The sequence below is a fragment of the Alteromonas sp. AWJ4_199 genome (assembly GCF_056159165.1).
The window spans coordinates 2,477,610-2,502,826 of sequence record NZ_JBSWUR010000001.1 but is presented as its reverse complement, the minus strand read 5'-3'; the positions used below and the strand labels follow the sequence as shown (position 1 = coordinate 2,502,826).

At 44.0% G+C, this 25,217-nt stretch carries 25 protein-coding genes; 12 read left to right on the top strand and 13 right to left on the bottom strand.

The genetic code is table 11. The features are described from left to right. Positions 1-50 precede the first annotated feature (50 nt). The 5 genes from speA to ACXAER_RS10970 all read right to left on the bottom strand — a co-directional run bounded on the left by speA (position 51) and on the right by ACXAER_RS10970 (position 5,572). Positions 51-1,961: a biosynthetic arginine decarboxylase gene (gene speA / locus ACXAER_RS10990; protein ID WP_474829174.1), complete on the bottom strand. Its 1,911-nt coding sequence runs from the start codon at positions 1,959-1,961 to the stop codon at positions 51-53. Positions 1,962-2,117: 156 nt separating this feature from the next. Beyond that, on the bottom strand, positions 2,118-2,543 hold the full coding sequence (locus tag ACXAER_RS10985) for an arginine decarboxylase (protein ID WP_474829172.1): 426 nt from the start codon (positions 2,541-2,543) through the stop codon (positions 2,118-2,120). A gap of 187 nt (positions 2,544-2,730) precedes the next feature. Further along, positions 2,731-4,119: an NAD(P)(+) transhydrogenase (Re/Si-specific) subunit beta gene (locus tag ACXAER_RS10980; RefSeq protein WP_474829170.1), complete on the bottom strand. Its 1,389-nt coding sequence runs from the start codon at positions 4,117-4,119 to the stop codon at positions 2,731-2,733. Positions 4,120-4,130: 11 nt separating this feature from the next. Next, positions 4,131-4,412 (bottom strand): NAD(P) transhydrogenase subunit alpha part 2, encoded by a 282-nt coding sequence (locus ACXAER_RS10975; protein WP_014951245.1) that lies wholly within the window; start codon positions 4,410-4,412, stop codon positions 4,131-4,133. Positions 4,413-4,414: 2 nt separating this feature from the next. Next, complete coding sequence (locus ACXAER_RS10970; protein ID WP_474829168.1) at positions 4,415-5,572, bottom strand: NAD(P) transhydrogenase subunit alpha; 1,158 nt, start codon at positions 5,570-5,572, stop codon at positions 4,415-4,417. A gap of 514 nt (positions 5,573-6,086) precedes the next feature. Between ACXAER_RS10970 and ACXAER_RS10965 the strand changes: the two genes are divergently transcribed. Together ACXAER_RS10965 and ACXAER_RS10960 are read left to right on the top strand one after the other, a co-directional pair. Further along, complete coding sequence (locus ACXAER_RS10965) at positions 6,087-6,275, top strand: DUF6435 family protein (RefSeq protein WP_474829166.1); 189 nt, start codon at positions 6,087-6,089, stop codon at positions 6,273-6,275. Positions 6,276-6,369: 94 nt separating this feature from the next. Next, positions 6,370-7,116, top strand: a complete 747-nt coding sequence (locus tag ACXAER_RS10960; RefSeq protein ID WP_474829164.1) for a hypothetical protein — start codon at positions 6,370-6,372, stop codon at positions 7,114-7,116. A gap of 58 nt (positions 7,117-7,174) precedes the next feature. Here the strand turns inward: ACXAER_RS10960 and ppiC are convergent, their stop codons facing one another. From ppiC to ACXAER_RS10935, 5 genes are all read right to left on the bottom strand, one after another. Continuing rightward, on the bottom strand, positions 7,175-7,444 hold the full coding sequence (gene ppiC / locus ACXAER_RS10955) for a peptidylprolyl isomerase PpiC (RefSeq protein WP_474829162.1): 270 nt from the start codon (positions 7,442-7,444) through the stop codon (positions 7,175-7,177). A gap of 201 nt (positions 7,445-7,645) precedes the next feature. After that, a complete protein-coding gene (locus ACXAER_RS10950; RefSeq protein WP_474829160.1) occupies positions 7,646-9,826 on the bottom strand; it encodes a methyl-accepting chemotaxis protein in 2,181 nt (726 codons plus the stop codon). Between the two features lie 490 nt (positions 9,827-10,316). Further along, a complete protein-coding gene (groL, locus tag ACXAER_RS10945) occupies positions 10,317-11,957 on the bottom strand; it encodes a chaperonin GroEL (protein WP_474829158.1) in 1,641 nt (546 codons plus the stop codon). Positions 11,958-11,997: 40 nt separating this feature from the next. Then, the gene (locus ACXAER_RS10940) at positions 11,998-12,288 is read right to left on the bottom strand and encodes a co-chaperone GroES (RefSeq protein WP_012520088.1); all 291 of its coding nucleotides are present in this window, start codon (positions 12,286-12,288) and stop codon (positions 11,998-12,000) included. 290 nt (positions 12,289-12,578) lie between these two features. Then, positions 12,579-13,103, bottom strand: a complete 525-nt coding sequence (locus ACXAER_RS10935) for an FxsA family protein (protein ID WP_474829156.1) — start codon at positions 13,101-13,103, stop codon at positions 12,579-12,581. Between the two features lie 213 nt (positions 13,104-13,316). Between ACXAER_RS10935 and cutA the strand changes: the two genes are divergently transcribed. The 8 genes from cutA (at position 13,317) to ACXAER_RS10895 (ending at position 21,137) form a co-directional block, all read left to right on the top strand. Next, positions 13,317-13,631, top strand: coding sequence for a divalent-cation tolerance protein CutA (gene cutA, locus ACXAER_RS10930; protein WP_474829154.1), 315 nt, complete (start codon positions 13,317-13,319; stop codon positions 13,629-13,631). A gap of 63 nt (positions 13,632-13,694) precedes the next feature. Continuing rightward, positions 13,695-15,581 carry a protein-disulfide reductase DsbD gene (locus ACXAER_RS10925; RefSeq protein WP_474829152.1) on the top strand — a complete coding sequence of 629 codons (1,887 nt, stop codon included), beginning with the start codon at positions 13,695-13,697 and terminating at the stop codon, positions 15,579-15,581. Positions 15,582-15,687: 106 nt separating this feature from the next. Further along, a complete protein-coding gene (locus ACXAER_RS10920; RefSeq protein WP_474829150.1) occupies positions 15,688-16,497 on the top strand; it encodes a M23 family metallopeptidase in 810 nt (269 codons plus the stop codon). 303 nt (positions 16,498-16,800) lie between these two features. Then, complete coding sequence (aroQ, locus tag ACXAER_RS10915; protein ID WP_014951275.1) at positions 16,801-17,241, top strand: type II 3-dehydroquinate dehydratase; 441 nt, start codon at positions 16,801-16,803, stop codon at positions 17,239-17,241. A gap of 14 nt (positions 17,242-17,255) precedes the next feature. Then, positions 17,256-17,720, top strand: a complete 465-nt coding sequence (gene accB, locus ACXAER_RS10910) for an acetyl-CoA carboxylase biotin carboxyl carrier protein (RefSeq protein WP_474829148.1) — start codon at positions 17,256-17,258, stop codon at positions 17,718-17,720. Between the two features lie 14 nt (positions 17,721-17,734). Continuing rightward, positions 17,735-19,078 (top strand): acetyl-CoA carboxylase biotin carboxylase subunit, encoded by a 1,344-nt coding sequence (gene accC, locus ACXAER_RS10905; protein ID WP_474829146.1) that lies wholly within the window; start codon positions 17,735-17,737, stop codon positions 19,076-19,078. A gap of 374 nt (positions 19,079-19,452) precedes the next feature. Then, on the top strand, positions 19,453-20,397 hold the full coding sequence (locus ACXAER_RS10900; protein WP_474829144.1) for a hypothetical protein: 945 nt from the start codon (positions 19,453-19,455) through the stop codon (positions 20,395-20,397). A gap of 299 nt (positions 20,398-20,696) precedes the next feature. Next, positions 20,697-21,137 (top strand): hypothetical protein, encoded by a 441-nt coding sequence (locus ACXAER_RS10895; protein ID WP_474829142.1) that lies wholly within the window; start codon positions 20,697-20,699, stop codon positions 21,135-21,137. A gap of 55 nt (positions 21,138-21,192) precedes the next feature. Here ACXAER_RS10895 and ACXAER_RS10890 read toward each other — a convergent pair whose 3' ends face one another. From ACXAER_RS10890 to ACXAER_RS10880, 3 genes are all read right to left on the bottom strand, one after another. Then, positions 21,193-21,456, bottom strand: a complete 264-nt coding sequence (locus ACXAER_RS10890) for a TIGR03643 family protein (protein ID WP_179984972.1) — start codon at positions 21,454-21,456, stop codon at positions 21,193-21,195. Between the two features lie 99 nt (positions 21,457-21,555). Further along, positions 21,556-23,700, bottom strand: coding sequence for an exonuclease domain-containing protein (locus ACXAER_RS10885; RefSeq protein WP_474829140.1), 2,145 nt, complete (start codon positions 23,698-23,700; stop codon positions 21,556-21,558). Positions 23,701-23,818: 118 nt separating this feature from the next. Further along, on the bottom strand, positions 23,819-24,106 hold the full coding sequence (locus ACXAER_RS10880) for a hypothetical protein (protein WP_269917953.1): 288 nt from the start codon (positions 24,104-24,106) through the stop codon (positions 23,819-23,821). Between the two features lie 190 nt (positions 24,107-24,296). Between ACXAER_RS10880 and ACXAER_RS10875 the strand changes: the two genes are divergently transcribed. After that, positions 24,297-24,488, top strand: a complete 192-nt coding sequence (locus tag ACXAER_RS10875; RefSeq protein WP_105932532.1) for a zinc ribbon domain-containing protein — start codon at positions 24,297-24,299, stop codon at positions 24,486-24,488. Continuing rightward, positions 24,481-25,110 carry a flavin reductase family protein gene (locus ACXAER_RS10870; protein ID WP_474829137.1) on the top strand — a complete coding sequence of 210 codons (630 nt, stop codon included), beginning with the start codon at positions 24,481-24,483 and terminating at the stop codon, positions 25,108-25,110. Before ACXAER_RS10875 ends, ACXAER_RS10870 begins: the two co-directional genes overlap by 8 nt. The last annotated feature ends 107 nt before the right edge of the window (positions 25,111-25,217 follow it).

Here is a 25,217-nt window from a genome sequence, read left to right as displayed (position 1 = left end):
TGAACCTGAGAAACTTAAGTGTTAAAAAGTAGCAGGTTCTCGGTTATTTACTATTGCTTAAGGTAAGTGTAACCCGCCAAACACTTCTCGTAGAAATCAGTCCAGCGAACACCTTCACGAGGGTTTAAGTTGCCGTCCCACACGTGTTTGTCTATCATGCGCTTCACATCTGATGCCATTGCACGTGGGTTATACTGCATAACGTTTAGCACGTCTTCTACTGACGAGCCTTTTACGACTTCTTCAATGTAAAAGTCTTCCGGGTCGTCATCATAGCTGTAAATATGCACTTCGTTTAAGCGGCCAAACAGGTTGTGCATATCGCCCATTACGTCTTGATAAGCGCCCGTTAAAAACAAACCAATATAGTAAGGCTCATCTTTCTTAAGTGGGTGCATTGGCAGTACATCAGTAATTTCACGGCCAATAGTGAACTGATCAATTTTACCGTCGCTATCACAGGTAATATCCACTAGTGAGCAGTTTACCGTTGGTTCTTCATTCATGCGAATAAGTGGCACGACTGGCAGCAACTGGTCGATTGCCCAAGTATCTGCAGCCGACTGAAACACAGAGAAGTTGCACAGGTACTGAGACGACAAACTGTAATCCAGTTCTTGCAGCTCTTCTGGCACATATTCTTCGTTTCGATACCACTTCTGCAAGCGCCCCATGATATCCCAGTACAGGGTTTCTATTTTGCCTAACTCTTCTAACGTAAGTACACGCAACTTAAATGCATCGAGGGCTTGCTCTTTATACTGAGACGCGTCGTTGTATATCTCATGCATATTTGTTTGTTCGTCAAAAGTATCGGCAAGTTCACGCATATTTTTCAAAAAGAAGTGCTCGCCTTCTTTTGCAGACGTATCCATGTGCGATGCATTCGATTTAATCTCGCCCACAATTTCTGTAATAACGCAGCTGTGGTGCGCAGTAATTGCACGCCCACTTTCACTTACCAAGTGCGGATGTGGTACACCTTCAAGGTCACACATTTCCTTCATGCCATAGACAACATCGGCAACGTATTCTTGCATGCTGTAGTTACGTGACGACTCATTCGTTGAATTACTACCGTCGTAATCGATACCAAGGCCACCGCCTACATCAACGTAATCTAGTTCGAAGCCCATTTTATGAAGGTCTGCATAAATACGTGCACCTTCGGTTACCGCTTCTTTAACCGCGCGAATATCGGTCAGCTGACTGCCAATATGGAAGTGAAGCAGCTTTAAGCAATGGGCCATGCCCTGCTCTTCAAGATAGCGGGCTGCGTTGATAATTTCAGTAATAGTTAAGCCGAATTTCGCACGCTCACCGCCAGAGCTTTCCCACTTACCTCGCCCTTTTACGGTCATTTTAGAGCGCACACCGATAATAGGGTCGATGTTAAGCTCTTTTGAAATTTTCACGAGTAAAAGTAGCTCGGTATATTTTTCCACTACCACAACAACTCGGCGACCAAGCTTTCTACCTAACAAAGCAAGACGCATGACTTCATCGTCTTTATAGCCGTTAAGGATGGTCAACGAGTCTTCGTTGGTATTCATTGCCAATACAGTAAGTAGTTCAGCTTTAGAGCCTGCTTCTAGGCCGTAATTGTATGGTTTACCCGCATCGACAATTTCTTCAACCACTTCGCGCATTTGGTTAACTTTCACCGGATACACGCCTTGGTACTGGCCTTGGTATTCAGCTTCTTCGATGGAGCGTCTAAATGCTTTGTTCAAGCCAGCAACTTGCGAACGCAAAATATCGTGAAAACGCACAACGACAGGGAACTGTACGCCCTCTTTACGGATATCTTCTATTACCGAATTAAAGTCGATTCGAATGCTAGGATCTTCAGGAACAGGGGTAATATGTACATTGCCATTTTCACCGATTTGAAAATAGCCTCCACCCCATTGAGACACGCCATAGACGCGCTCTGCTTCTTCGATGCTCCAATCTGACAATTTATTCACCTATGTGTAAGTGGGCTAGGTTTATTCCTAGCAAAGTAAGTGCGAAAATAAGCCGCGTATTATAGACAACACAAGGCTGAACGCGAGTATTGTTGCGATGTAAAATATCTATTGTCGCGACTAATTTTGTTTATCGAACGTGAGCTTTTATGTGCCTATCCATGTTCGAACATAGTCTATAACTATTTTGTCTGCTTTTTCTTCACAATGCGCTAAAAACTCCGAGATGTTTTGAGTACGCACAAGCTCAAATCCCAGATTAATTTGCGGTGATTTAAAAAACTTCTGCGCGATATGTTCAACCTCAGTCTCGTCATCTTCTAACCATGTCTCGCTAAGTTGGCTTCGCCGATCTAACTTTATAGGTGCTTTTATTTGATTGAAGGTATCTGAATTGGGAACTTGCCAGCCGCGCATGTCTACAAATAGGTGGAAGGGTCTACCTTTACGGGTTTTCAAGCACTCAGAAAGTTTAGCGAGATACTGAATGTTGGTGGACATATCCCACTTGCCACGAAGCGTGACCAAAATACAATTTCTAAACGGCTCAATATGAAACGGGGTCGTCGACATTTATTCGTACATCTCTATGACTATATGAATAGTGAATTCAACTTCTATAGCCTTCACATACTAAAACCGAATCTCGTCAATCACAACTAAAGTTGTAGTACGTTTTAATCAGGTTTTATACCTTTAAACAAAAGGCCTGCGTATACGCAGGCCTTTAATGGTTGTCTATAAGAGAAAAGGCAGAGTATTAGTCGTCTCCGAACTCACGGATAATACTGTTTATCGTGTCTTTGGCGTCACCCAATACCATGCGAGTGTTATCTTTGAAAAACAGCGGGTTGTCTACGCCAGCAAAACCGGCATTCGCAGAACGCTTAAGTACAAAGACCGTTTTCGCACGATGTGCTTCGATAACTGGCATTCCGTAAATAGGGCTGCCTTTCATCTCTTTGGCTGCTGGGTTTACTACATCGTTTGCACCGATAACAATAACCACGTCATAGTTCTCCATACGAGGGTTAACGTCATCCATCTCGTATAATTGATCATAAGGCACGTCAGCTTCTGCCAATAACACGTTCATGTGACCCGGCATACGCCCTGCTACCGCGTGAATGGCGTAATCAACCGTACAGCCATTTTCCTCTAACAACGACTGAAGTTCACGCACGGCATGCTGCGCTTGCGCAACCGCCATACCGTAGCCGGGCACTACCAGTACTGCTTGTGCTGCTTCTAATACATAAAATGCATCTTGTGCAGCCAGTACTTTAATTTCGCCTTCTATCTTTTCACCCGCTTCTACTGGCTTGGCAAAGCCAGACAGCAACACATTCATTAATGAACGGTTCATGGCCTTACACATAATATTGGTAAGAATTAAGCCTGAAGCCCCAACCAATAGGCCCGTAACAATCAATATTGTGTTGCCTGTAGCGAGACCTGCCGCAGACGCCGCTACACCTGAGTAGCTATTTAAAAGTGCAATAACCACCGGCATATCTGCACCACCGATTGAAATGGTCGCCCACAAGCCGAAGCTTAGTGACAACGCGATTGCACAGTAAATCCAAAGTGGGTTGCTTGGATCGGTAGTGAAGAAATAACCAATCACTACCATGCCAATGAGGTGCAAGATGCTTAGCTCGCGAAGCCCTGTAAAAATAACCGCTTTAGAGCTCATTTTGCCCGACAGTTTACCCCACGCCACCACCGAGCCTGAGAATGTAATCCCCCCAACTAAAATTGTGAAAAACAGGGTAATAAAAGTAAACGCGCTTTCAGTTTTAAGGGTAATTAGGCTCATTCCGGCTAATGTTGCCCAACCCAGAAGTAATGACGCTGCACCACCAAAGCCGTTAAATAAAGACACCATTTCCGGCATTGCCGTCATTTCAACGGTCTTAGCTTTCCACGCACCAAAGGCGCCACCAATAACAAAACCCAGCAGGATGTAATGATAGCTAATAATTTGCTGATCAAGCAGGGTAACAACCACAGCAACCAGCATACCTATGGCAGAAATGAAGTTACCTTTCTTAGCAGTATCTGGATGGCTAAGTAATTTAAGTCCTAGGATAAATAGTGCCGCAGCAACTACATACGCAAGGTTTATTACAGTTACGATATCACTCACTTGCGTACTCCTTATTTATCTTTTTTCTTGAACATGCCAAGCATGCGGTCGGTAACAAGATAACCGCCCACCACGTTTATACTGGCCAGCGCTACCGCAGCCGTACCAAGAATTGTGGTTAGCAAGTTGTTGTCGCTACCCGAGGCAACCAATGCCCCCACTAACGTAATACCCGAAATCGCATTAGAGCCAGACATTAGAGGCGTATGTAAAGTAGCAGGTACTTTTCGAATTAACTCAAAACCCAAAAAAGCAGCCAATAGCACTATGAAAAGTAGGTAAATGATTTCCATGATTAGGCTCCTTTGTATGCGTTGTTAAGCATGTCGTTGGTTACCTTGCCGTCGTGGGTAATAACACAGCCAGCCAGAATGTCGTCTTCTAGATTCAGCCCAAAGGTTTTGGTTTCATCGTCAAAGAACTCATCCACAAGGTTGTAGATGTTATTGGCGTACATGTCGGTGGCGGCTTTAGCCACAAACTGACTCCAGTTACCTTTACCGATTACCTTTACACCGTTAACTTCAACTGTTTCGCCAGCAACTGAACCTTCAACATTACCGCCCGATGTAGCCGCCATATCAACCACCACACTGCCTGGTTTCATGAGCGCTAATGTATCTTTTGAAATAAGAACAGGTGGTTTGCGACCAAACAGTTGGGCGGTAGTTATAACAATGTCAGAGTCGGCAATAGCGTCGCGCTGCGCTTCTTGCTGCTTCGCTTTTTGTTCGTCTGTCAGCTCTTTTGCATAACCGTCTTTCGTTTGGCCTGTTTCACCAATGTCTATTTTAAGGAATTTGCCGCCTAGAGACTCTACTTGCTCTGCCACTACCGCACGGGTGTCGTAAGCTAACACGTTTGCCCCTAAGCGTTTAGCCGTTGCAATGGCCTGAAGGCCCGCTACACCTGCGCCAATAATGAATACCTTCGCTGGCTTTATGGTACCTGATGGTGTCATCATCATAGGGAGTATTGATGGCAGCTGATTGGCTGCCTGCATCACCATTACGTAACCGGCAAGACTGGCTTGCGAGCTCAATGCGTCCATTTTCTGAGCGCGAGATGAGCGTGGAATCATTTCTACAGAAATGGCGGTCAGCCCTTTTTCTGCAATTGATTCAATAAGCGGTTGCTGAAAGAAAGGGTCAAGATGGCCTACCACAATGGCCCCTTTTTTCATCAACGCTAGCTGCGCATCGGCAGGTTTATTCACCGCTACCAGCATATCTGCTGTTGATAATGCATCATTCACATCATCAAGGATTGTGACGCCCACATCTTGATATTCGTTATCTGAATAACCAGCCCCCTTTCCTGCACCTGTTTCGAGCAGTAAAGTTGCACCTTTCTTCACCAGACGTTGAGCGCTACTTGGCGTAGCCGCACAGCGCTTCTCCACATTATTGAGCGTATCCGGCGCTTTTGACTCATTTAATATTATGATCTTCACACATACACCTCCTCACTTGTTGGCAATTTGAGAATGACACCAACCTTATGCTGCACAGCCATTTAATTCGCTTATGCTTAGCATTCCTTGGCTAAATTACATTCAATTTTTGCTTTATTCGCTCTTTTTTCTGCAGTACTCATCCGTGGGACCGCTTTATTTTTAGGCGAAAGCAGAGCAAAGCTACGCGAAAGACTTATGCTTAACCACTACCTTTTCCTTACGACTAATAACTAATACGAATAAAGAAATGGCATACAGATAATAAATGGCTTCGATATTTTCTTATTCACAATGTGAATAAAGAAAAATGTGATTATTTTTTGTACAGACGTAAATGTTGAAATTAACTTCAAGGAAGTTTTTACAATGGTGGGGCGCATACGAAATGAAGAATCTGTTGAAGAAAAATAGATCTCGCTTTCTTACCATGAAAGTTTGTTAATTAAGTGTGGTGATCGAAACCTTCCCTTATTGCGTTATACCGCAAACTACTAAAAAGAGAAATTTTTCCATGTTTGGACTTTTTAAAAACAACCCCACGAAAAAAATGCGCAAGCAATACGATGCCTTATTGGAGAAAGCCATGCATGCACAACGAAATGGTGATATCAAAACGTATTCGCTGTTAACGGCTGAGTCTGAGACACTTTGGAAAGAGATAGAAAAATTAGAAAGCTCTGGCAACGAAAAAAACAACTAAGCTAATTTTCCCTGGTTTTCTCGCCCTTTGTTTTCTAAGCCCTTACAATGACGCCTTACACATAAATGCATCAAAACAATAAGGCGTCTTTGATATGCAAATAGGCAGTGCTGTAACGGCAATTAAGCAGCTCACTTCTAAGCTACTACTTCTGGCCACCTGCGCGGTGCTGTCCAATACAGCTTTCGCTATTGAAGCTGGCCAATATTACTATTTCATTTCTGACAAGTGCGCAGCCAAAGGCCCTCAAACGCCTGAAGAGCGCGGCGCTGTAACGCCAGATGTTATGCTGTTTGAAGTGGTACCTGCGGGGATCAGCGACTACTACGTAAACATGAACACAAGCGCACTGGTTAACTATGCAGAAGTAGGACAAGAGACGCTCTCTTCGTTTGAAACAGAGCAGGCCTATACAGCCGGCAAAACACCGTCAAAGGACAGCCTTAGAAAAGACGGGAATGCTATTCATCACGACTTTATGCTGCAGCGCGAAGCCATAGATTTGAAAACCCTGATTAACACCTTAAACGGTTTTTCGCAGCTGCAATCTGATAAAGGCTACTTTTTTAAAAAGATTGTAGGGCTTTCAAACCCTAACGCTAAGTTCAAAGCCATTACCCGGGTTCGCTTAACTGATATGGGGTATGAAAACCGTATGATGCTAACAAGCTACACAAGCGACTATTTTATGTTGGACGGGCAAGGCAAGGCCTCTGACACACCTTTTATTACGGTAGATCACGGCGCAGCGCTACGCAATTCACTGCACGACACCAACAGCCCCTACGCCGTATTCACAAAAAATTCAGTATGCGGTGAAAAGTGGGAGCCAGGTAACTAGCGCATCGCCGGTCTAATATGTGATGACAGGAAGGCGCTTGAAGCCTTTCTTTTATTGCCTAGCTACTGCGGATTAGATGAAAACCAAAGCGAGTTTTAACTGGCCCATGCACTTTAAGCACCTCTTTCTTAAACACCACATCGTCGAAAGCTTTTACCATTTGGCCACGACGAAATTCACCAAGATCGCCGCCACGCTTACCCGACGGACATTTGGAATGGCGCTTTGCTAACGTCGCAAAATCCTTACCCTTTTTAAGCTGCTCTAAAATAGAAAGCGCTTCTTTCTCTGTTTTTACCAAAATGTGAAGTGCGGAAGCCGTTGCCATGTGTTGGACCTAATGCGTATCGAGGTTAATGAGGTTTAAATGGTGCTAGCTAATTATACCCTAGTAAACTGCTTACATTCTATTGGTCAGTTCAACGTCTTGACGCACTACCCTATGCAGAACTCCGACTGATAGCTCATTTCTAAAAATCACAAAAGTCTCAGCTAAAGTAAAGACTAGCTAAGACCTTTGCTCAAATGTTTAAAACGATTCCCACTCACTTGAGGCAGGTATGCTTGGTTTAAGCACTTGTTTTGTGTCTAACAAATTCAGATGTTCAGCAGCTTTATCTTCTAGCTTTGGGTTGTTACTTACTGAAGATAAAGCAGAGGCCTGCACTTCAATAGGTCTTTTTGCAACACTGAACATGGACACCTTTTGCGATAAGTTACCTGCTTGATGCTGTAAACTTTCGGCTGCTGCAGCAGCTTCTTCAACAAGTGCCGCATTTTGCTGCGTCATTTCATCCATTTGCACAATGGCTTTGCTCACTTCTTCAATGCCTGAGGCCTGTTCAGAACTAGCCGCAGCAATTTCAGTCATAATGTCGTTTACCCGCTTTATCGACTCTACAACGTTTTGCATTGTTTCACCTGACTGCCTAACTAGCGTGTTTCCACTCTCTATTTTGCTTACTGAGTTAGAAATTAGCTCTTTAATTTCTTTTGCGGCTTCTGCCGAACGTTGGGCCAAACTTCTTACCTCCGAAGCAACAACTGCAAAGCCTCGCCCTTGTTCACCGGCTCTGGCTGCTTCGACTGCAGCATTTAGCGCCAAAATGTTGGTTTGGAAGGCAATGCCGTCTATGACACCAATAATGTCTGAAATTTCTTGCGCTGACTCGTTGATTAGTGACATGGTATCAACGACTTGACTGATAAGCTCTCCACCTTGGGTTGCCACGCCGCAGCTTTGGGATGCTAACCCATTAGCTTGCGCCGCGTTTTCTGCATTGAGTTTAACGGTACCGGTTAACTCCTCCATACTCGACGCAGTTTCTTCTAGACTAGAAGCCTGCTGCTCTGTTCTGCTTGAGAGGTCTGAATTACCAGTTGCAATCTCTGATGAGGCTGTATTAATAGTCTCAACTGCCGTATAAATCGCGCCAATTGTGTTGGACATTTGTTCAACAAATTGATTTATTGCGTTTCCAAGAACCTCAAATTCACCTTCAAATTTGTGTTCTATCTTGCAGTCCAAATTGCCTTTAACTAGTTCACCCATTGTAGTTTTGATGTCATTAATAGCCTGCTTCCTGCCTGTGATATTTACGGCATACTGTACGACTTTAAATGGCTTGCCGCTTAAGTCGAATATAGGGTTGTATGAAGCTTGAACCCATACCTCCTTATTCCCTCGACCTGTACGTTTGAATTCACCACTTACAAGTATACCGTCTTGAAGCTGGTCCCAGAGCTGACTGTATTCGATGCTGCGCTTAAACTCTTCATCGACAAATAAGCTATGATGACGCCCTTTTATCTCTTCTAAGCTGTAGCCCATCAAAGAGAGGAAGTTATCATTTGCATGTAACACCTTTCCGCCCATATCAAACTCAACCACAGGTTGCGCTTTATTTATCGCATCTATCTGGCCTTCAAAGTAAGCGTTTTTCAATTTAGCTTCTGTAATATCGTTAGCAAACTGCACTATTCTGATTACTTTGCCCGCTTCATTCATAACAGGGTTAAATGAAGCCTGTAACCAAATTTCGTCACCACTATTGCTAATAACGCAATATTCGCCTTCTTGCTCATTACCATTGCGTAATTCTCTCCAGAACTCTGAATAAGCCTCAGATTTTTTCTCACTCGTAGTACAGAGTATTTTGTGATGGTTTCCTATCAAGTCCGACTCATCGTAGCCTGTTATTTCTTGAAATTTACTATTAGCATTTTGGATAACACCATCTGCTGTATATTCAACGACCGCTTGTGCCTTGTTAAGAACATTGAGCATAGTTGTTTTAATCAATAGCTCAGATTGATCTACCCACTCAACCATAGTTCCAATGTTTTTGTTTGATTGGTCAAAAAGAGGGGTGAGCGTAAGCTTAAATATCAAATCGCCAATAGTAACGGAAGAAACCATTGTAGACTTTAATTCAGCTAGCACATTACGCTGATGGGAGGGGTTCTTATGAAACTGATCTATGTTTTGTCCAACTAAGTTGGAAGCCGAAAAGTTAGGTAAAACGGCCTTGAGTTTAGACTCGTTGTCTTTCAGTAATTTTTGGACGGCGTCATTTACGAAAATTATATTGCGATTGGCATCTGCCATCATTATGCAGCATGTTGTTGCATTCAGCGCTTGTTTATTTCGCTGCGCCTGCTTCGCATCAGTTGCAGAAGAAAAGTCTTCTAGCCATGTCATTACACCCATCGCTTTAACCTCTAGTTTAGTAATTTTGTTTTTTCATTAACCAAATCGATAAGCTGACAAAGATATAAGTTTCAATGAAAGTGCTAGAAAATTTGGCTATACGCGTTGTACCCCCGATTACGTAGGGCCCTAAGCTTTCCTTAATCTGCAATTAAGCTTTGTTCTTGGATTAAATTAATTTAACGCTGTCTTTTAAAGTATTATTTTTGATCTTTTTTTAGCCATTATACTTTTGGATACTTTTATTAGATAAAGCGCATAAAATAAAACTTAATTTAATCAATAAGATAAAATCTTATATAAAATTTCACGCGAAAAAACCTGTCAAAACCAAACTTTTAAATGCGACTTTTACGACAGAAATGACAATATGAAAGAGGAGTTTGAGTTAGTGCAGATTAGGCCTAAGAACTATGGCAAAGTAATTGATACAAAAAAGCGCAGCTTCAAGAGCTGCGCTTTTCTTTAAAGCGTAAAGCTTTGGGGGTGATTACATCATACCGCCCATACCGCCCATGCCGCCCATATCAGGCATTGCAGGCGCTGCTTCTTCTTTAGGTAGTTCAGCTACCATTGCTTCAGTTGTGATCATTAATGAAGCAATTGACGATGCGAACTGAAGTGCAGAGCGCGTTACTTTAGTTGGGTCAAGGATACCCATCTCTAGCATGTCGCCGTAAGTGTCGTTACCAGCGTTGTAACCGTAGTTACCTTCGCCGTTCTTCACTTCGTTAACAACTACTGATGCTTCTGCACCTGAGTTGATAGAGATTTGACGTAGAGGCGCTTCCATTGCACGTAGCGCAAGCTTAATACCTACTGTTTGGTCGTCGTTGTCGCCAGTAAGCTCAGCAAGCTTAGCTGCTGCGCGAACTAGTGCTACACCACCACCAGGTACCACACCTTCTTCAACCGCTGCGCGAGTTGCGTGTAGTGCATCTTCTACGCGGTCTTTCTTCTCTTTCATTTCAACTTCAGTTGCTGCACCAACTTTAATTACTGCAACACCACCAGAAAGCTTAGCTAGACGCTCTTGAAGCTTTTCTTTGTCGTAATCTGAAGATGACTCTTCAATTTGACCTTTGATTTGAGCACAACGGCCTTCAATCGCTTCTTGGTCGCCGTTACCGTCAACAACAGTGGTGTTGTCTTTGTTGATAACTACGCGCTTAGCAGTACCTAGGTCTTCAAGCTGTACTTTTTCAAGGTCTAGACCAATCTCTTCAGAGATTACAGTACCGCCAGTTAGGATAGCGATGTCTTGAAGCATTGCTTTACGACGGTCACCGAAACCTGGTGCTTTAACCGCTGCAACTTTAACGATACCGCGCATGTTGTTTACTACTAGAGTAGCAAGCGCTTCGCCTTCAACATCTTCAGCGATGATCATAAGCGGCTTACCAGCTTTCGCTACGCCTTCAAGGGTAGGAAGTAGTTCGCGGATGTTAGAAATCTTCTTGTCTACCAATAGAATGAACGGGTTGTCTAGTTCAACAGTACCGTTTTCTTGGTTGTTGATGAAGTATGGAGATAGGTAACCGCGGTCGAACTGCATACCTTCAACAACGTCTAGTTCGTTTTGAAGTGCCTGACCTTCTTCTACTGTGATTACACCTTCTTTACCTACTTTTTCCATTGCTTGAGCAATGATATCGCCAACTTCTGAATCAGAGTTTGCAGAGATAGTACCTACTTGTGCGATAGACTTGCTGTCTGCACAGTCAGTAGAAAGAGCTTTAAGCTCTTCAACAGCCGCTGCAACTGCTTTGTCGATACCGCGCTTAAGATCCATTGGGTTCATACCCGCTGCAACGCTCTTAAGACCTTCAGTTACGATTGCTTGCGCAAGTACAGTTGCAGTAGTTGTACCGTCACCTGCTTCGTCGTTCGCTTTAGACGCAACTTCTTTTACCATCTGCGCGCCCATGTTCTCGAACTTGTCTTCAAGCTCGATTTCTTTCGCTACAGACACACCATCTTTAGTGATAGTAGGTGCACCGAAAGACTTGTCTAGAACAACGTTACGGCCTTTTGGACCTAGTGTTACTTTAACTGCGTTAGCTAGTGTGTTTACGCCTTTTAGCATTTTGCTGCGAGCGTCATCACCAAAACGTACTTCTTTAGCTGCCATGATTAAATTCCTCTAAAATTCGTTTTAACGTTAGTTGTAATTACTCAACAATCGCTAGAATGTCGCTTTCGCTTAGGATTAGTACTTCTTCACCATCCAGCTTTTCTGTTTTAACGCCGTAACCGTCGTTGAAAATAACGGTGTCGCCTACTTTAACGTCTAGCGCTTTAACTTCGCCGTTCTCAAGAATGCGACCGTTACCTACTGCGATTACTTCGCCGCGTGTAGATTTTTCTGCTGCAGAACCAGTCAGAACGATACCGCCTGCAGATTTGCTTTCTTGCTCTGCGCGCTTAAGGATTACGCGGTCGTGTAAAGGACGAATTGCCATTTTCAAGTCTCCTGAAAATTCCACTATTCAAGTTTATGTGATTACCAATATTCAGACTGTCTGAATATTGTGTGCCTGGGTTGCTCATTGCTGAGCAGTTAAAATCTTATCTGCACGGATAGATGGGGTAGTACCCAGATAACTTCAAGGGTTTTTAAACAAAAAAATGTAAAAAAATTGGTTTTTTCGCTAAATACTTCTTTTTATTGGGCAAGTAAACGCCGTTTATCGCGGTAAACGCCGTTCATAGCCTAAGGGAGGGGCCATTAAATTTGGGCCTGTAGATCTTTTTATTTTAAGCGCTTATCCGGGTCGTTGGTGGTGCGATCCGAGTACTCTCCTTCAAACACATCACCATCATCGTTGTGTGAGCGTGAATGCTCGCCGAAAGGACCTTGACCAAAAGGAGACTGACCTTGCCCGAAACCTGAAGCTCCCGGCCCCATTCCCGGAGCAACAACGCGCATTTTCATATGCTTACTTACCTGTGCAGCAAAGAAATGACGAGAGCCCGGCATTGCTAATAAGAAACCGAAGATATCGGTAATAAAGCCTGGCGTAACAAGTAAAATGCCCGCTACCACTAGCATTAATCCTTCAACCAGCTCTTTTCCAGGCACTTCATTTCGCTGCATTTTCTCTTGTGCCGTCTGCAGCGTACTTACCCCTTCGCGTTTAACAAAGTAAGCACCAATAAAGGCAGAAAGAAGTACCAAGCCGACGGTATTCCAACCACCAATCACGCTGCCCACATTTATCAGCAACGCAATTTCTAAAATAGGTAATAGGGCAAACAGTATAAATAAAACCCGCAAAATGCTTCCTCTTTCATGTATTCATAACCTGTTATAAGGTCTTTGTACGTAATAACAAGAAAAGGTGCCCATCCTTTCGCTTAAATAGCCGCGTAAAGCGACCGATAACGATTGAGCTATACGTTAGCTATGAAAGAATAGAGTGCTGATTCGGGTCTATAACGCATCGGCTCATTAGCAAAGTAACAGGCGCAAACAAGGTAGGATACGTTTATGACAATAAAGCTTGTACTGTGTACCACTCCAGATGAAAAGACAGCGCAGTTGATTGCCAGCACCTTGGTTAAAGAAAGGCTTGCAGCTTGCGTGAATATTGTGAAGGGTATTGAGTCTGTTTATGAATGGCAGGGTAAGATAGAGACCGATACGGAATGCCAGTTAATCATTAAAACGAACACACAGCTTGCATTACAAGCTTTTGATAAGGTTAGCGAGCTACATCCGTACGATGTCCCCGAATGGCTAGAACTTAATGCCGAGGCTAGCAGCGCTTACGGTCAGTGGTTACAAATCACGCTACAGCGCTAGTTAAAAACGTTTTTCCAATAAAAATAACGACAACGCACAATAGATATAATGAACCGTAACTTTATGACTTTACCTTCTTTTTCATCAGGCACTACATCAGCTTCGCTGTTCCATCGCTTTACTGCTTATGTTCTCTCAGCGTTTTGTTTACTGTCGCTATTAAGCGCATTCGCCTATGCACAGGTGCCAAATGCTTTTGACGATCCATTTGCAGATGAACCCCAGTTTTTAGATGTAGACCAAGCGTTTGCGTTCGATTTCAATCAAAAAAACAATGTGCTTACCTTAAGCTTCGATATTGCGGATGGCTATTATCTGTATTTAAAGCAGTTTAAGTTTGTGGCGAAAGAAGCCGAAATTGGCGAGCCTGTGTACCCAAATGGGGTAATGATTGAAGATGAGTTTTTTGGCGAGTCTGAAGTCTTTTATAACGGCGTATCTATTACTCTGCCTATCGAATCGGCAGTTCGTGACAGCGTAGTTAAAATTCGTTATCAAGGCTGTGCAGACGCAGGGCTTTGCTACCCGCCCACGGTGAAAGTCGTGTATTTAAATGAAGTGGGAAGCAGTACAGTTGCTGATACAGATACGGCCTCAGAGTTAAATGACGCAGCGACCTCTTCGCAAAGCGAGCAGTTTGATTTAGCCCAACAGCTTATCGATAAAGATAACCTTGCTCTCACTTTAGCTCTATTTTTTGCATTAGGCGTTGGCTTAGCCTTCACGCCTTGCGTGTTCCCTATGTACCCCATTGTGTCGGGCATAGTGATTGGTCAGGGCAAACCTAAAACCGCATCGCATTCATTCTGGTTAACCTTTGTTTATGTGCAAGGTATGGCGATCACATACTCACTGCTTGGATTAGTGGTTGCCGTAGCAGGCGCACAGTTTCAAGCTGCGCTGCAACACCCTGTGGTGCTGGGCGTATTCATTGTGCTATTTGTGGCACTTGCCGTTGCTCTGTTTGGCGGTTTTGAAATTCAGCTACCGGCAAAGTATCAAGAAAAGCTCACTCACATGAGTAACAATCAAACACCTGGTAGTTTTGCAGGTGTATTTGTGATGGGTGTATTGTCTGGCCTTATCGCTTCGCCCTGCACGACGGCCCCGCTAACCGGCATATTGTTATTCATCGCCCAAACTGGCGATATGACACTGGGCTTTATTTCTCTTTACTTATTAAGCATAGGTATGGGCGTACCACTTATTCTGTTCGGCATGACAGGTGGAAAACTCCTACCTAAAGCAGGTAATTGGATGAATGTGGTGAAGGTGACTTTCGGCTTTATGATGCTTGCCGTGGCCATTGTGTTTATTGAGCGTTTATATAATAGCCCAGCCACTGGCTTCCTATGGGGATTGCTTGGCTTCGGTTTATTCGGTTACTACTGGGTACTCAATCGCGCCAGTAAAAACTCACTGATGAAGCTTGTACGTGCTGTTGTGGTGGCAATAGGCATTATGGGAAGTGCTGGCCTTACTTATCAAGCAGGGCTAAACACAGGGCTTTGGGGCGAGCACTCTGATGGTGTTCACGCAGGGCACCCAGACTTTGTTGTTGCCAGAGACTTAGCAGACTTACGTAATAAAATAGCGGCGGCTAACGCACAAGGTAAAACCGTGATGGTCGATTTGTACGCCGACTGGTGCGTAGCCTGTAAGGAGTTCGAGAAGTACACGTTCCCTGACGAGAAAGTGGTATCTGCGCTTAGCAATACGGTATGGATGCAAATGGACCTTACCGATAACACACCAGAACGTCAGGAGATTTTTGACACCTTCACTGTGCTAGGACTGCCTACTATTTTGTTCTTTGACGAAAACGGTGACGAGCTAACCAAAGCCCGTGTCACCGGGTTTATGAAAGCAGACGCCTTTGCTAGTCATGTAAACGAGTGGCTAAAGAATGGGTCTGACGTTAATGATGCTCAAAGTGGTCGCTTGGACTAAGGCGCTTCGATTCGAGGCCTTTCCTCTTCTAATATGGCGAGCGGTGCGAGACGCCGCTCTCTTAATCTTGGGTAGAGACGGGTTTCAGAAAAGAAGGTTGGCTTCAATGCTGGCCTTCTTTTTTATTTCGCTCACTTTTTCCCTATCAATAACGGCGAAAACCACGGGGTGCTTTGATAACAAACGCTTTTGTTTTGAGCTTACGCCTTCGTCTTCTTCTCTTTATTTAGTCTCGGTACAGAGAAAAGTAGAATTGCCCGTAGCGCTAACTCTTTACTCTAATGTCTTACGAGATGTACCCACGAGTAACAGTGAGCCGAAACCGAAAGCCCACGTTAACGCATTTTTAGATACCAACGACAAAGTGCCCCTTGGCGTAGTAAAAAATGCCGACGCATTCTGGGCATCTATGCGCGTTAAATGGACGGTGGGGCGCGTAGACGCGATACACGACAACGCCTATACGTATCTGCCACCGCTACAACCAGCTAGCAAATACCTTATTGTTCAAGGCTTTAACGGCAATTTTAGTCATTCTGGTGCGTCAAGGTATGCTCTCGATTTTGCCGCGCCTGTAGGTACACCTATTTTAGCTGCCCGGGAAGGCGTAGTGATCGACACGAAAGATGACGGCACGAAAGGCGGGCCAACGCCGAGGTTTGCAAAATACGCTAACTACGTGGTTGTTCTTCATAGCGACGGAACCACCGGCGAATACTACCACCTGAAATATAAAGGTGTTGCTGTGACAAGAGGGCAAGTCGTGGAACGTGGGCAGCTTATCGGTTATACCGGCAATACGGGGTTTTCTTCCTTACCCCACCTTCACTTTGGCATATATGTAGCTAAATTCCATGGTAAGTACGTAAGTGTCCCCTTTTCCCTCGATAGCGCCCTAACTAAGGCCTCACCTTAGCATTTATAGCAATACATACTGATACTTTTCGTTAAAACTACCATCTCATCCCCCACTAACGCCTTCTGAGAGTGCAGCATGCTGCGGTTTCACAGACAGCAAACAAGCAAACCTTCCAATAAACTTTGCGCCGAAAACACCTGATTAGACCAGTATTTTGCTGCTAAATCTTTATCTATCACTATAATCATCAGTTAACACAATAAACGAGCAAATAAATTGGCTTTTTTTCGTGCAACTGTCACAAAAGTTTGTTGAAATAGCAATAACCGTGACTTTTTCCCGAAGATAGCAGCAAACTAGATGAATATTTTGTTATTGAACGGCCCTAACCTTAATATGTTAGGCCAAAGAGAACCCGACAAATACGGCACACAAACCTTGCAAGACATCGTAGATGATTTGCAGGCGCAGGCTGCGTCAAGCAACGTGACCTTAACGCATTTTCAGTCAAACGCTGAGTTTGAACTGATTGATCGCGTGCACGCTGCTATGGGTACTGTTGATGCCATTATTATTAATCCTGCTGCCTTCACGCACACCAGCGTCGCCCTTCGCGATGCATTATTAAGTGTCAATATCCCGTTTATTGAAGTGCATTTGTCGAACGTTCACGCCCGTGAACCGTTTCGTCATCATTCTTATTTTTCTGATGTTGCAGCTGGCGTCATTGTTGGCCTTGGTGCCATGGGCTACTCGCTCGCGCTAACTGCAGCAATCAACTTACCGAAATCGCATAAATAAAGCAGAGACAGAACATGGATATTAGAAAGATTAAAAAACTCATCGAACTAGTGGAAGAATCTGGCATTGCCGAGCTAGAAATCACTGAAGGCGAAGAGTCTGTACGAATCCACCGTGGCCCAACGGGTGTTCAAGCGCCAATGAACTACAGCTTTGCAGCACCTGCTGCACCGCAAGTGGCACCTGCTCCAGCGGCGGCCGCTACCACTGCTTCTGAAGCACCAGCAGAGCCAGCTCAGCCAGAAGGTCACGTTGTTAAGTCTCCAATGGTAGGTACGTTCTACCGTGCATCTTCACCTACGGCAAAACCATTTGCAGAAGTTGGTCAACAAGTAAAAGTTGGCGACACGCTTTGTATCGTTGAAGCGATGAAGATGATGAACCAAATTGAAGCAGACAAAGCAGGTGTGGTTAAGGCAATCTTGGTTGAAAACCAAGACCCTGTAGAATTCGACCAGCCAATGTTCATCATTGAATAAGCGAGTGCTTAACTATGCTAGATAAAGTACTTATTGCTAACCGTGGTGAGATTGCCCTACGTATTTTGAGAGCCTGTAAAGAATTGGGCATCAAAACCGTAGCCGTGCACTCGACTGCGGATAAAAACTTGAAGCACGTGTTGCTAGCTGATGAATCAATTTGTATTGGTAAAGCATCGGCAACCGAAAGCTACCTTAATATACCGCGCATTATCGCTGCTGCAGAAGTCACTAACTCTATTGCTATTCACCCAGGTTACGGTTTCCTAGCGGAAAACGCAGACTTTGCTGAAGCGGTAGAAAAAAGCGGCTTTATTTTCATTGGTCCTAAAGCTGAAACTATCAACCTTATGGGTGACAAAGTTTCTGCTATCAACGCCATGAAAAAGGCAGGCGTACCGTGTGTACCAGGTTCTGACGGCCCGCTAACTGACGACGCCGAGCGCAATAAAGCCATTGCTAAGCGCATTGGTTACCCAATCATCGTTAAAGCTGCGGGCGGCGGCGGTGGCCGTGGTATGCGCGTGGTGCGCAGCGAAGCTGAGTTGATTAAAGCCATTGAAACAACGCAAGCGGAAGCTGGCGCTGCATTTGGTAACTCAACGGTTTACATGGAAAAATTCCTTGAAAACCCACGTCACGTTGAAATTCAGGTATTAGCCGATGGCCAAGGCAACGCCATTCACCTAGGTGAGCGTGACTGTTCAATGCAGCGTCGCCACCAAAAAGTGGTTGAAGAAGCGCCTGCACCGGGTATTTCTGAGCAAATGCGAACAAAGATTGGTGATCGCTGCCGCAAAGCCTGTATTGAAATTGGCTACCGTGGTGCAGGTACTTTCGAGTTCCTATATGAAAATGGTGAATTTTATTTCATTGAAATGAATACTCGTATTCAGGTAGAGCACCCAGTATCTGAAATGATCACAGGCGTTGATCTTATTAAAGAGCAGCTTCGCATTGCAGCCGGTCAGCCACTGTCAATTGATCAGTCTCAAATTCAAATTCGTGGCCACGCTATTGAATGTCGAATTAACGCAGAAGATCCACAAACCTTTATTCCTAGCCCTGGTCCAATCAATATGTTCCATGCGCCAGGTGGTTTGGGTATTCGTTGGGAGTCGCATATTTACGCGGGCTACCACGTGCCTCCTTACTACGACTCAATGATAGGCAAGCTTATCACTTATGGTGAAAGCCGCGACGAAGCGATTGCTCGTATGCGCCATGCTCTTGAAGAAATTGTGGTTGAGGGCATTAAAACGAATATCCCTCTTCAACGCGCCATTATGGCCGATGAAAACTTCTTCGCAGGTGGAACCAACATCCACTACCTAGAGAAGAAGCTAGGTTTAGCCTAATCCCCCCTTTGGGCTACACGCTGTTTTTTGTGTAGCCCAATTTTCTTTATTCGCTATTCGCTTTTCGCTTTTCGCTTTTCGCTTTTCGCTTTTCGCTTTTCGCTTTTAAGCAAATTCTATTTTTCCGATTACCACAATCAATTTTTAACAATTTTCCTATTTAAAAACTAGCTCTATACTGCGTACAAGTTTTAAGACATCTCCCTGAGTTTGAAACTTTTGTGTGTTTACCCTTATTGGAGTCCCACTCCACTTATGCCGGTATCCCTGCCGGCTTTTTTTTTGCCTTTTACCCATTACATTGCAATTTATTTGCGCCAATTAATTAGATTTAATGTATAAACTAATTAGTCATGCCGCGTAGGGTTTAATAAGTGCGAAAACCGGTTTTTCTTGTTTTACCACTCATCATTGTTACTGGAACTGACGCTCTTGCAGAGCCAATATCGCCTTCTTTCTCACAGAAGCTAGACATTCAAGTTCGATTCGATGAACGTTCTAATCGCCCTAGCAGAGAGCAATATCGACTGCGCTATTACCCATCGGTGGCGCTAACTTCTGCATGGTCGCTAAACAGCTTTGTTGTTACGGGCGATGACTTCTCATCAAGTCATAATACGTTCGGCAGCGATAACACCGATTATCTCTATGCAAGGCGACTTTATTTAAGGCACGAAAACGATTACGGCAAAACCGAGCTAGGTATTATTCCGACTTACAAAGGGCGTGTTTCTTCCACCGGCTTATCAAAAGATGGTTGGATAACCGGGGTACGCCACGTGAGGCAATTACAAAACGACACCGCCATTGAAGTAGTAGTTGGCCAACTAGCTAACGCAGAAGCGTCTGAAGCCTTTAATATCGGGGGCGAAGATGAATATTTCGAAGTAGAGTACTCAGCAAAAATGGGCCAACGCCACAGTTATGAGGCCAGTTTTGAAAAAATGCTCGGCGGTGCATTTGCTCGTGCAGAATATCGGTTTCGAGTAAACGACGAAGATACGGCGTTTGTTGAATTAGTGCAGCGTATTGATGAAAGTGCCGCAAAAGTTGTAGTGGGAACTAGCGGCGAATTTGCAGCCAGTGCGTTTAACACGTCATACCCTATAGAATACTTCGCATACTACTCCTACATAGACAGTAGCTTTGGTGAGCGCGCTGAATTAATTGAAGATTTTCTGGGAACAGGTCACGGTGGTTCACTAGAGTTTAGCGGTGTGCTTTCTGAAAAAAATGATGTTGAGTGGTTTGTCAGAGCGGATGTTGTAGATAGCGTCAGCCGCTTACTGGCCGGCATAAAGCTTTCTTTTGAAAGTTAAGTGACTGACGCTCGTCAGTTCGTTAAAACAACCGATAGCATAAGAACGGCTAAGCTAAATAAAAAAGGCCCATCAAACGATGGGCCAAACAGCAAGAACGCGTACACACTTTAACAGTGCATAATAGGTTACGGGCTGGTCTGCTAATACGTTCAGTTATTTTAGATTACGTATTTTTAACCAAGCCCACTTTCATCCAGCTATTGGTTTTACTACAATCAGGCGAAGTTATTTAGTTAGGATTATGGGGTCCATTACTAGAAAGCTATAAGTTTTACCCGCAACAAAAAGGTGTTCTTGTGCCAAGCCGCTACGCTCAGTTCAAAGAAAAACTTCCCATTTCTCGCCTTTCTGACGAAGTGCTTCTTGCATTTCGGGTCTTATTCGATGCTCCACTTGATATTGTAGATTTAGCGCAAGATATTGCAGATTTGGCGATATACCCTGAACGCTTAAAAGAGAGCTACCGGAAAGAGTGGGAAGCCTATGTTCTTAAAGCGCTTGCTTTTGAAATTAGGCAGCACGACGATTTATCCACCGCCGAGTTTATAGAACTCATGATGAGAAAGGTTGAAGCATTGCAGCGAAATGATGAAACCTACCAAAATCTTTTGCGTCAGGTTCACCATGCGAAGAGCATTCTGCAATCAGAAAACACGGTTGTCTTCCCAACGCCTTTGCGCCAGGAACTTACCGCGTTTCTTTTACCTATAACCACTATTACTACGCCAAAGAAATAGCCACAGCATTACATTTTTTAAGAAGCTAGAAGCTCCCGAAAATACAAATATATTTCTATTTATTGGCACTCTTGTATTTATACTGAGATGGGCAGTAACCTCTATCCACACCTTCTGGACGCAAGCTAGCGTGTTTAGTTTTTCTCCCCGACACGCGCTCTCGCCAGTTTTTAAAGGTTTTCTGTTTAAGGTTCTTACGCATAAGCTTTATCACGTCTTTTTCCGGCAGCCCGTATAAACGTTCAATTGCTTCAAACGGCGTACGATCTTCCCACGCCATTTCAATAACTCGTGATTCTTGTTCTTCAGTTAATGCCATGTTTTACATCTCAATATGCACGTTATAACTCAACTCAATACTGAGTTTACGCGCATTTTGTTCAGTGCCCATATGCTAAAAAGTTTAATAACAACGTTATTAATTCGCTGACAGACTCGTTAATTCATCATCTTTCTCAAACGCCAGCTTTAACAACTCGGCAGCAGCCTTGGCATCACTTAACGCGCGGTGGTGCTGTTCCATTTCGATATGGAAGTGCTTAGTTAGGTTAGCCAATGAGTACGAAGGCAACCCGGGATAAGTTCGCCGCATTTCGCGAACGGTGCACATTTTGGGGCGCCTAAAATGCTGCTCTAGTCGCGCAAACTCTTGTTTAATGAAGCCATAGTCAAAATTCACATTATGGGCAACAAACACAGCGTCTTCAGTAAAGCGCGCCACCTGATCTGCGACTTCAGCAAAAGTCGGCGCGTCAGCCACCATATCATCCGAAATCCCGGTAAGACGGGTAATGTTACTAGGGATTCTGCGCTGCGGATTCAATAAGGTTTGAAATCTGTCTACCTCTTCACCGCCGACTAGTTTAACCATGCCTATTTCGGTAATGCGGTTATAACTATTGTTTCCACCGGTAGTCTCAATATCCACTACCACATAGGGTTGGGCTGGGTCGCGCACCCAATTCACTGTCGTCACAGCAACGTCAAAACCGGCTTGCTGCAAACGCTGAATAGAAACCAATTGGTTTCGACGAAGCTGATCGCCAGGCGCTTTAATTTCTTCAAAGCGAAGCGCGCCGTCAAACACCATAATGTCGGGGAAACCATCGCGCAGGCTTTCAAAGTCTTTACACATCATGCGAAGTAAAGCATAGATGTTGTCGAGCGAACCGTGCTCAAGCAGAGCTTCTAAAGGCGTAAGCAAATGGCTTGACCACATAAACAGGCTGTTCACTTTGCCATAGTGCATTGTGGCCATTTTATGAATGTGAAAGCGCAGTTTCTCTTTGCTATCAAGGGCAAGCAGCAGTGCTTCAATACTTTGCTCAAACTTGACGTAAAAGTTATTCTGCTTAAGCGATAATGGCCTGCGATCAAACTCAGTAACCAGTGTATCTTCTTCGTAAAGTTGCTTCCAAAAAGTAAGACCGAATAAACTTCGCCACAAACGGTTTTCTGTGCGCCAGCCTTCTACGCCTTGTCTCGCATAATGGGCCAATACGCCACGTTCTACCTGTTGATTCTGGCTTACATCAATATCTAACGACCGACTTGCATTACGAAGCATATCGGTGACGGTACTGGTGCGCTTTTTATGGTATTTACGGGCATAAAAATCTTCGGCAAACGCTAATAGCGTATCGGATTGAGGGTTATCAATAATGTCCTCAAGGGCTTGTTTGACGTCATCTTCTTGTCCGTCTTTATAGCTCTCCCTTAGCCATTTTTCTTTTGCTTTATCGCTTTGAGCTAATTTTAAAATGCCTAACCCTTTGGGTTTATCGAAAGCCAACACTTTGAGCCCTAGCGCATAAAGCAGCTGGTCGCGGTAGAAACTGGCTGACACACCTTCTGTAGCAGGGAAATCACTATCCGCTAAGGCAAGTAACATATCATCATTATAAAAGGCTAACTGACTGTAATGATTTGCGTAAAACCAAGCTGATTGCGCATCGCTTTTACTTTCAAAGCGCGCTGTATCGGTTACCGAATCTGAGCGGGTTCTCATTACGCCTAGATCACGCATAGAAAACTGGTTTAAACGACTTTTGGTGTTACCGAAATAGATAAACAGCAAATAGCGAAGCGCATTATCAAATAAACACACTAAATAGTTGTTTAGCGAAAAGCGCTCTGGCCAACCTCTAGCACCGATATGTTCATTAAGTAACGTCACGAGTTTAGGCTTGGTGAGAGACGCTAGCCCCTGCGTACTGCCGTATTCAGCAAGAAGCGCCAACAACGCGTCTTTGGTTAGAACGCCGGCGATATCATTAAGCGATGCGTTCGAAAGGTCGCCAAACCACCCGCTATCAATGAGACAATCTATTTGTGCTTGCGGCTCGCTGATTTCACTGTAGTTAAACTGGGTTCTGTCAATAACCGCATACTTGCGATTTGCAGCGCGTACTACAATACATTTTTTGTCATCGTCTAATGCGTTAAAGCGCTCGACAAAATCAGCTGCCTCATCACTCAAAAGCATGCTGTTCGCACCTTCAAAGAACTTAAGGAACTCGTGAAAATGTGTGAGGTAATAACGTGGCGGTAAATCTTTTCGCATGAGGTATCTTTGGCTATGAAAACACCAATAGTGTATATTTATACAGCCAAGTTAATCAAATTAAATCCATATCGAATGTATTTAAAGTCTACTGGCCGTTATTAGACCAAGCCCTTTATTAAACACGTACTCTTTGTTTAGACACCCACTGAAAGAACGTTGAAAGCTGCTCGTCATCTAGTAAACGTTGTAAATTGAAGTAGTGCTTGGCCAATGTCATCTCATCATAAAAGCGATGTATGCCGCTATGGCACTGCCTACAAATATAGATACCGTCCTGCAGTTCGGCTTTGCTAAAGTGCTTTTTGAAATAGGTGCGTCGGTGCATTTTTTTCGGGATAAGGTGATGATAAGTCAGGCGCGTTTCTCTATTACAACACGGGCAGTTTCCTACTTTATTTGCCACACCATCACCTCTATTCATTCACCTTACTGCTGTTTATTAGGGCTCATCATCAAGACTTTCATTTAATAATGGCTATTGCGATTGCCTCGGCGCGTTCTTTTCATAAACAACGGGGTATTTTGCTAAAGAAAATCCACTCGTCTTAGCATTACGTAATAAACACTATTCATGATTAATAAGGCAATGAAATATGAGCTTAACCCGTTCCATGGGCTTCTCCTGCCCTTACTGTATGGCGCCTAACGACGTTGAAATAGATGAAGTTAACGATGTGGGTCAAGTCCAAGTACTCGACTGTCAGGTGTGCTGCCAACCCATAGAGTTGACCACGTATCAGCATGGTGACGACATTCAAATTGAGGCAGAACGAGAAAATGACTAAGCAGTTTACACGCAGCGATATTGACGAACTTGCTCAGCGATACCGAGCTAATCTAGTCAACAGTTTATCTGGCTTTAAGTCGGCTACTTTGGTGGGTACCACAAACGGGAACACCAACAATTTAGCCATTGTAAGCTCTATCGTTCATGTCGGTGCTAACCCACCACTTATAGGCATGATCATGCGCCCACATACTGTGGTAAGAGATACCCTTAGCAATATAAAGCAACAGGGCTTTTATACGCTAAATCACGTGTCGACTGATTGGGTCGATAAAGCACACCAAACATCTGCCCGTTATGTCCCTGATGAAAGCGAATTTGAAGCAGTGGGTTTAACACCGCTGTTTAGCGAGTCATTTAGTGCGCCGTTTGTTAAAGAAAGTGAAATCAAGATGGGCTTAAAGGTGGCGCAACATTTAAAACTGCTTAACGAAACCGAAATGGTTATTGGAGAGATTCAAGAGCTTCATATGCCAGAGAGCATTATTGATGAAGACGGATACGCCGATATAGAAAAAGCAAACACTGCCTGTATTTCTGGATTAGATAGCTATCATAGCACTAAGCGTGTTGCACAGTTTGCCTACGCCAAACCCGGAGTCCCCCTAGCTAAAAAATGAACTTGTAGCAGATAGAAGGGTCTGATAATTACTATCGGGTATTATTACTCTGAAGTTTATTTAATCTAGATCAAGTGAAAATAAGACATTTCATTCGATCTTTTTTC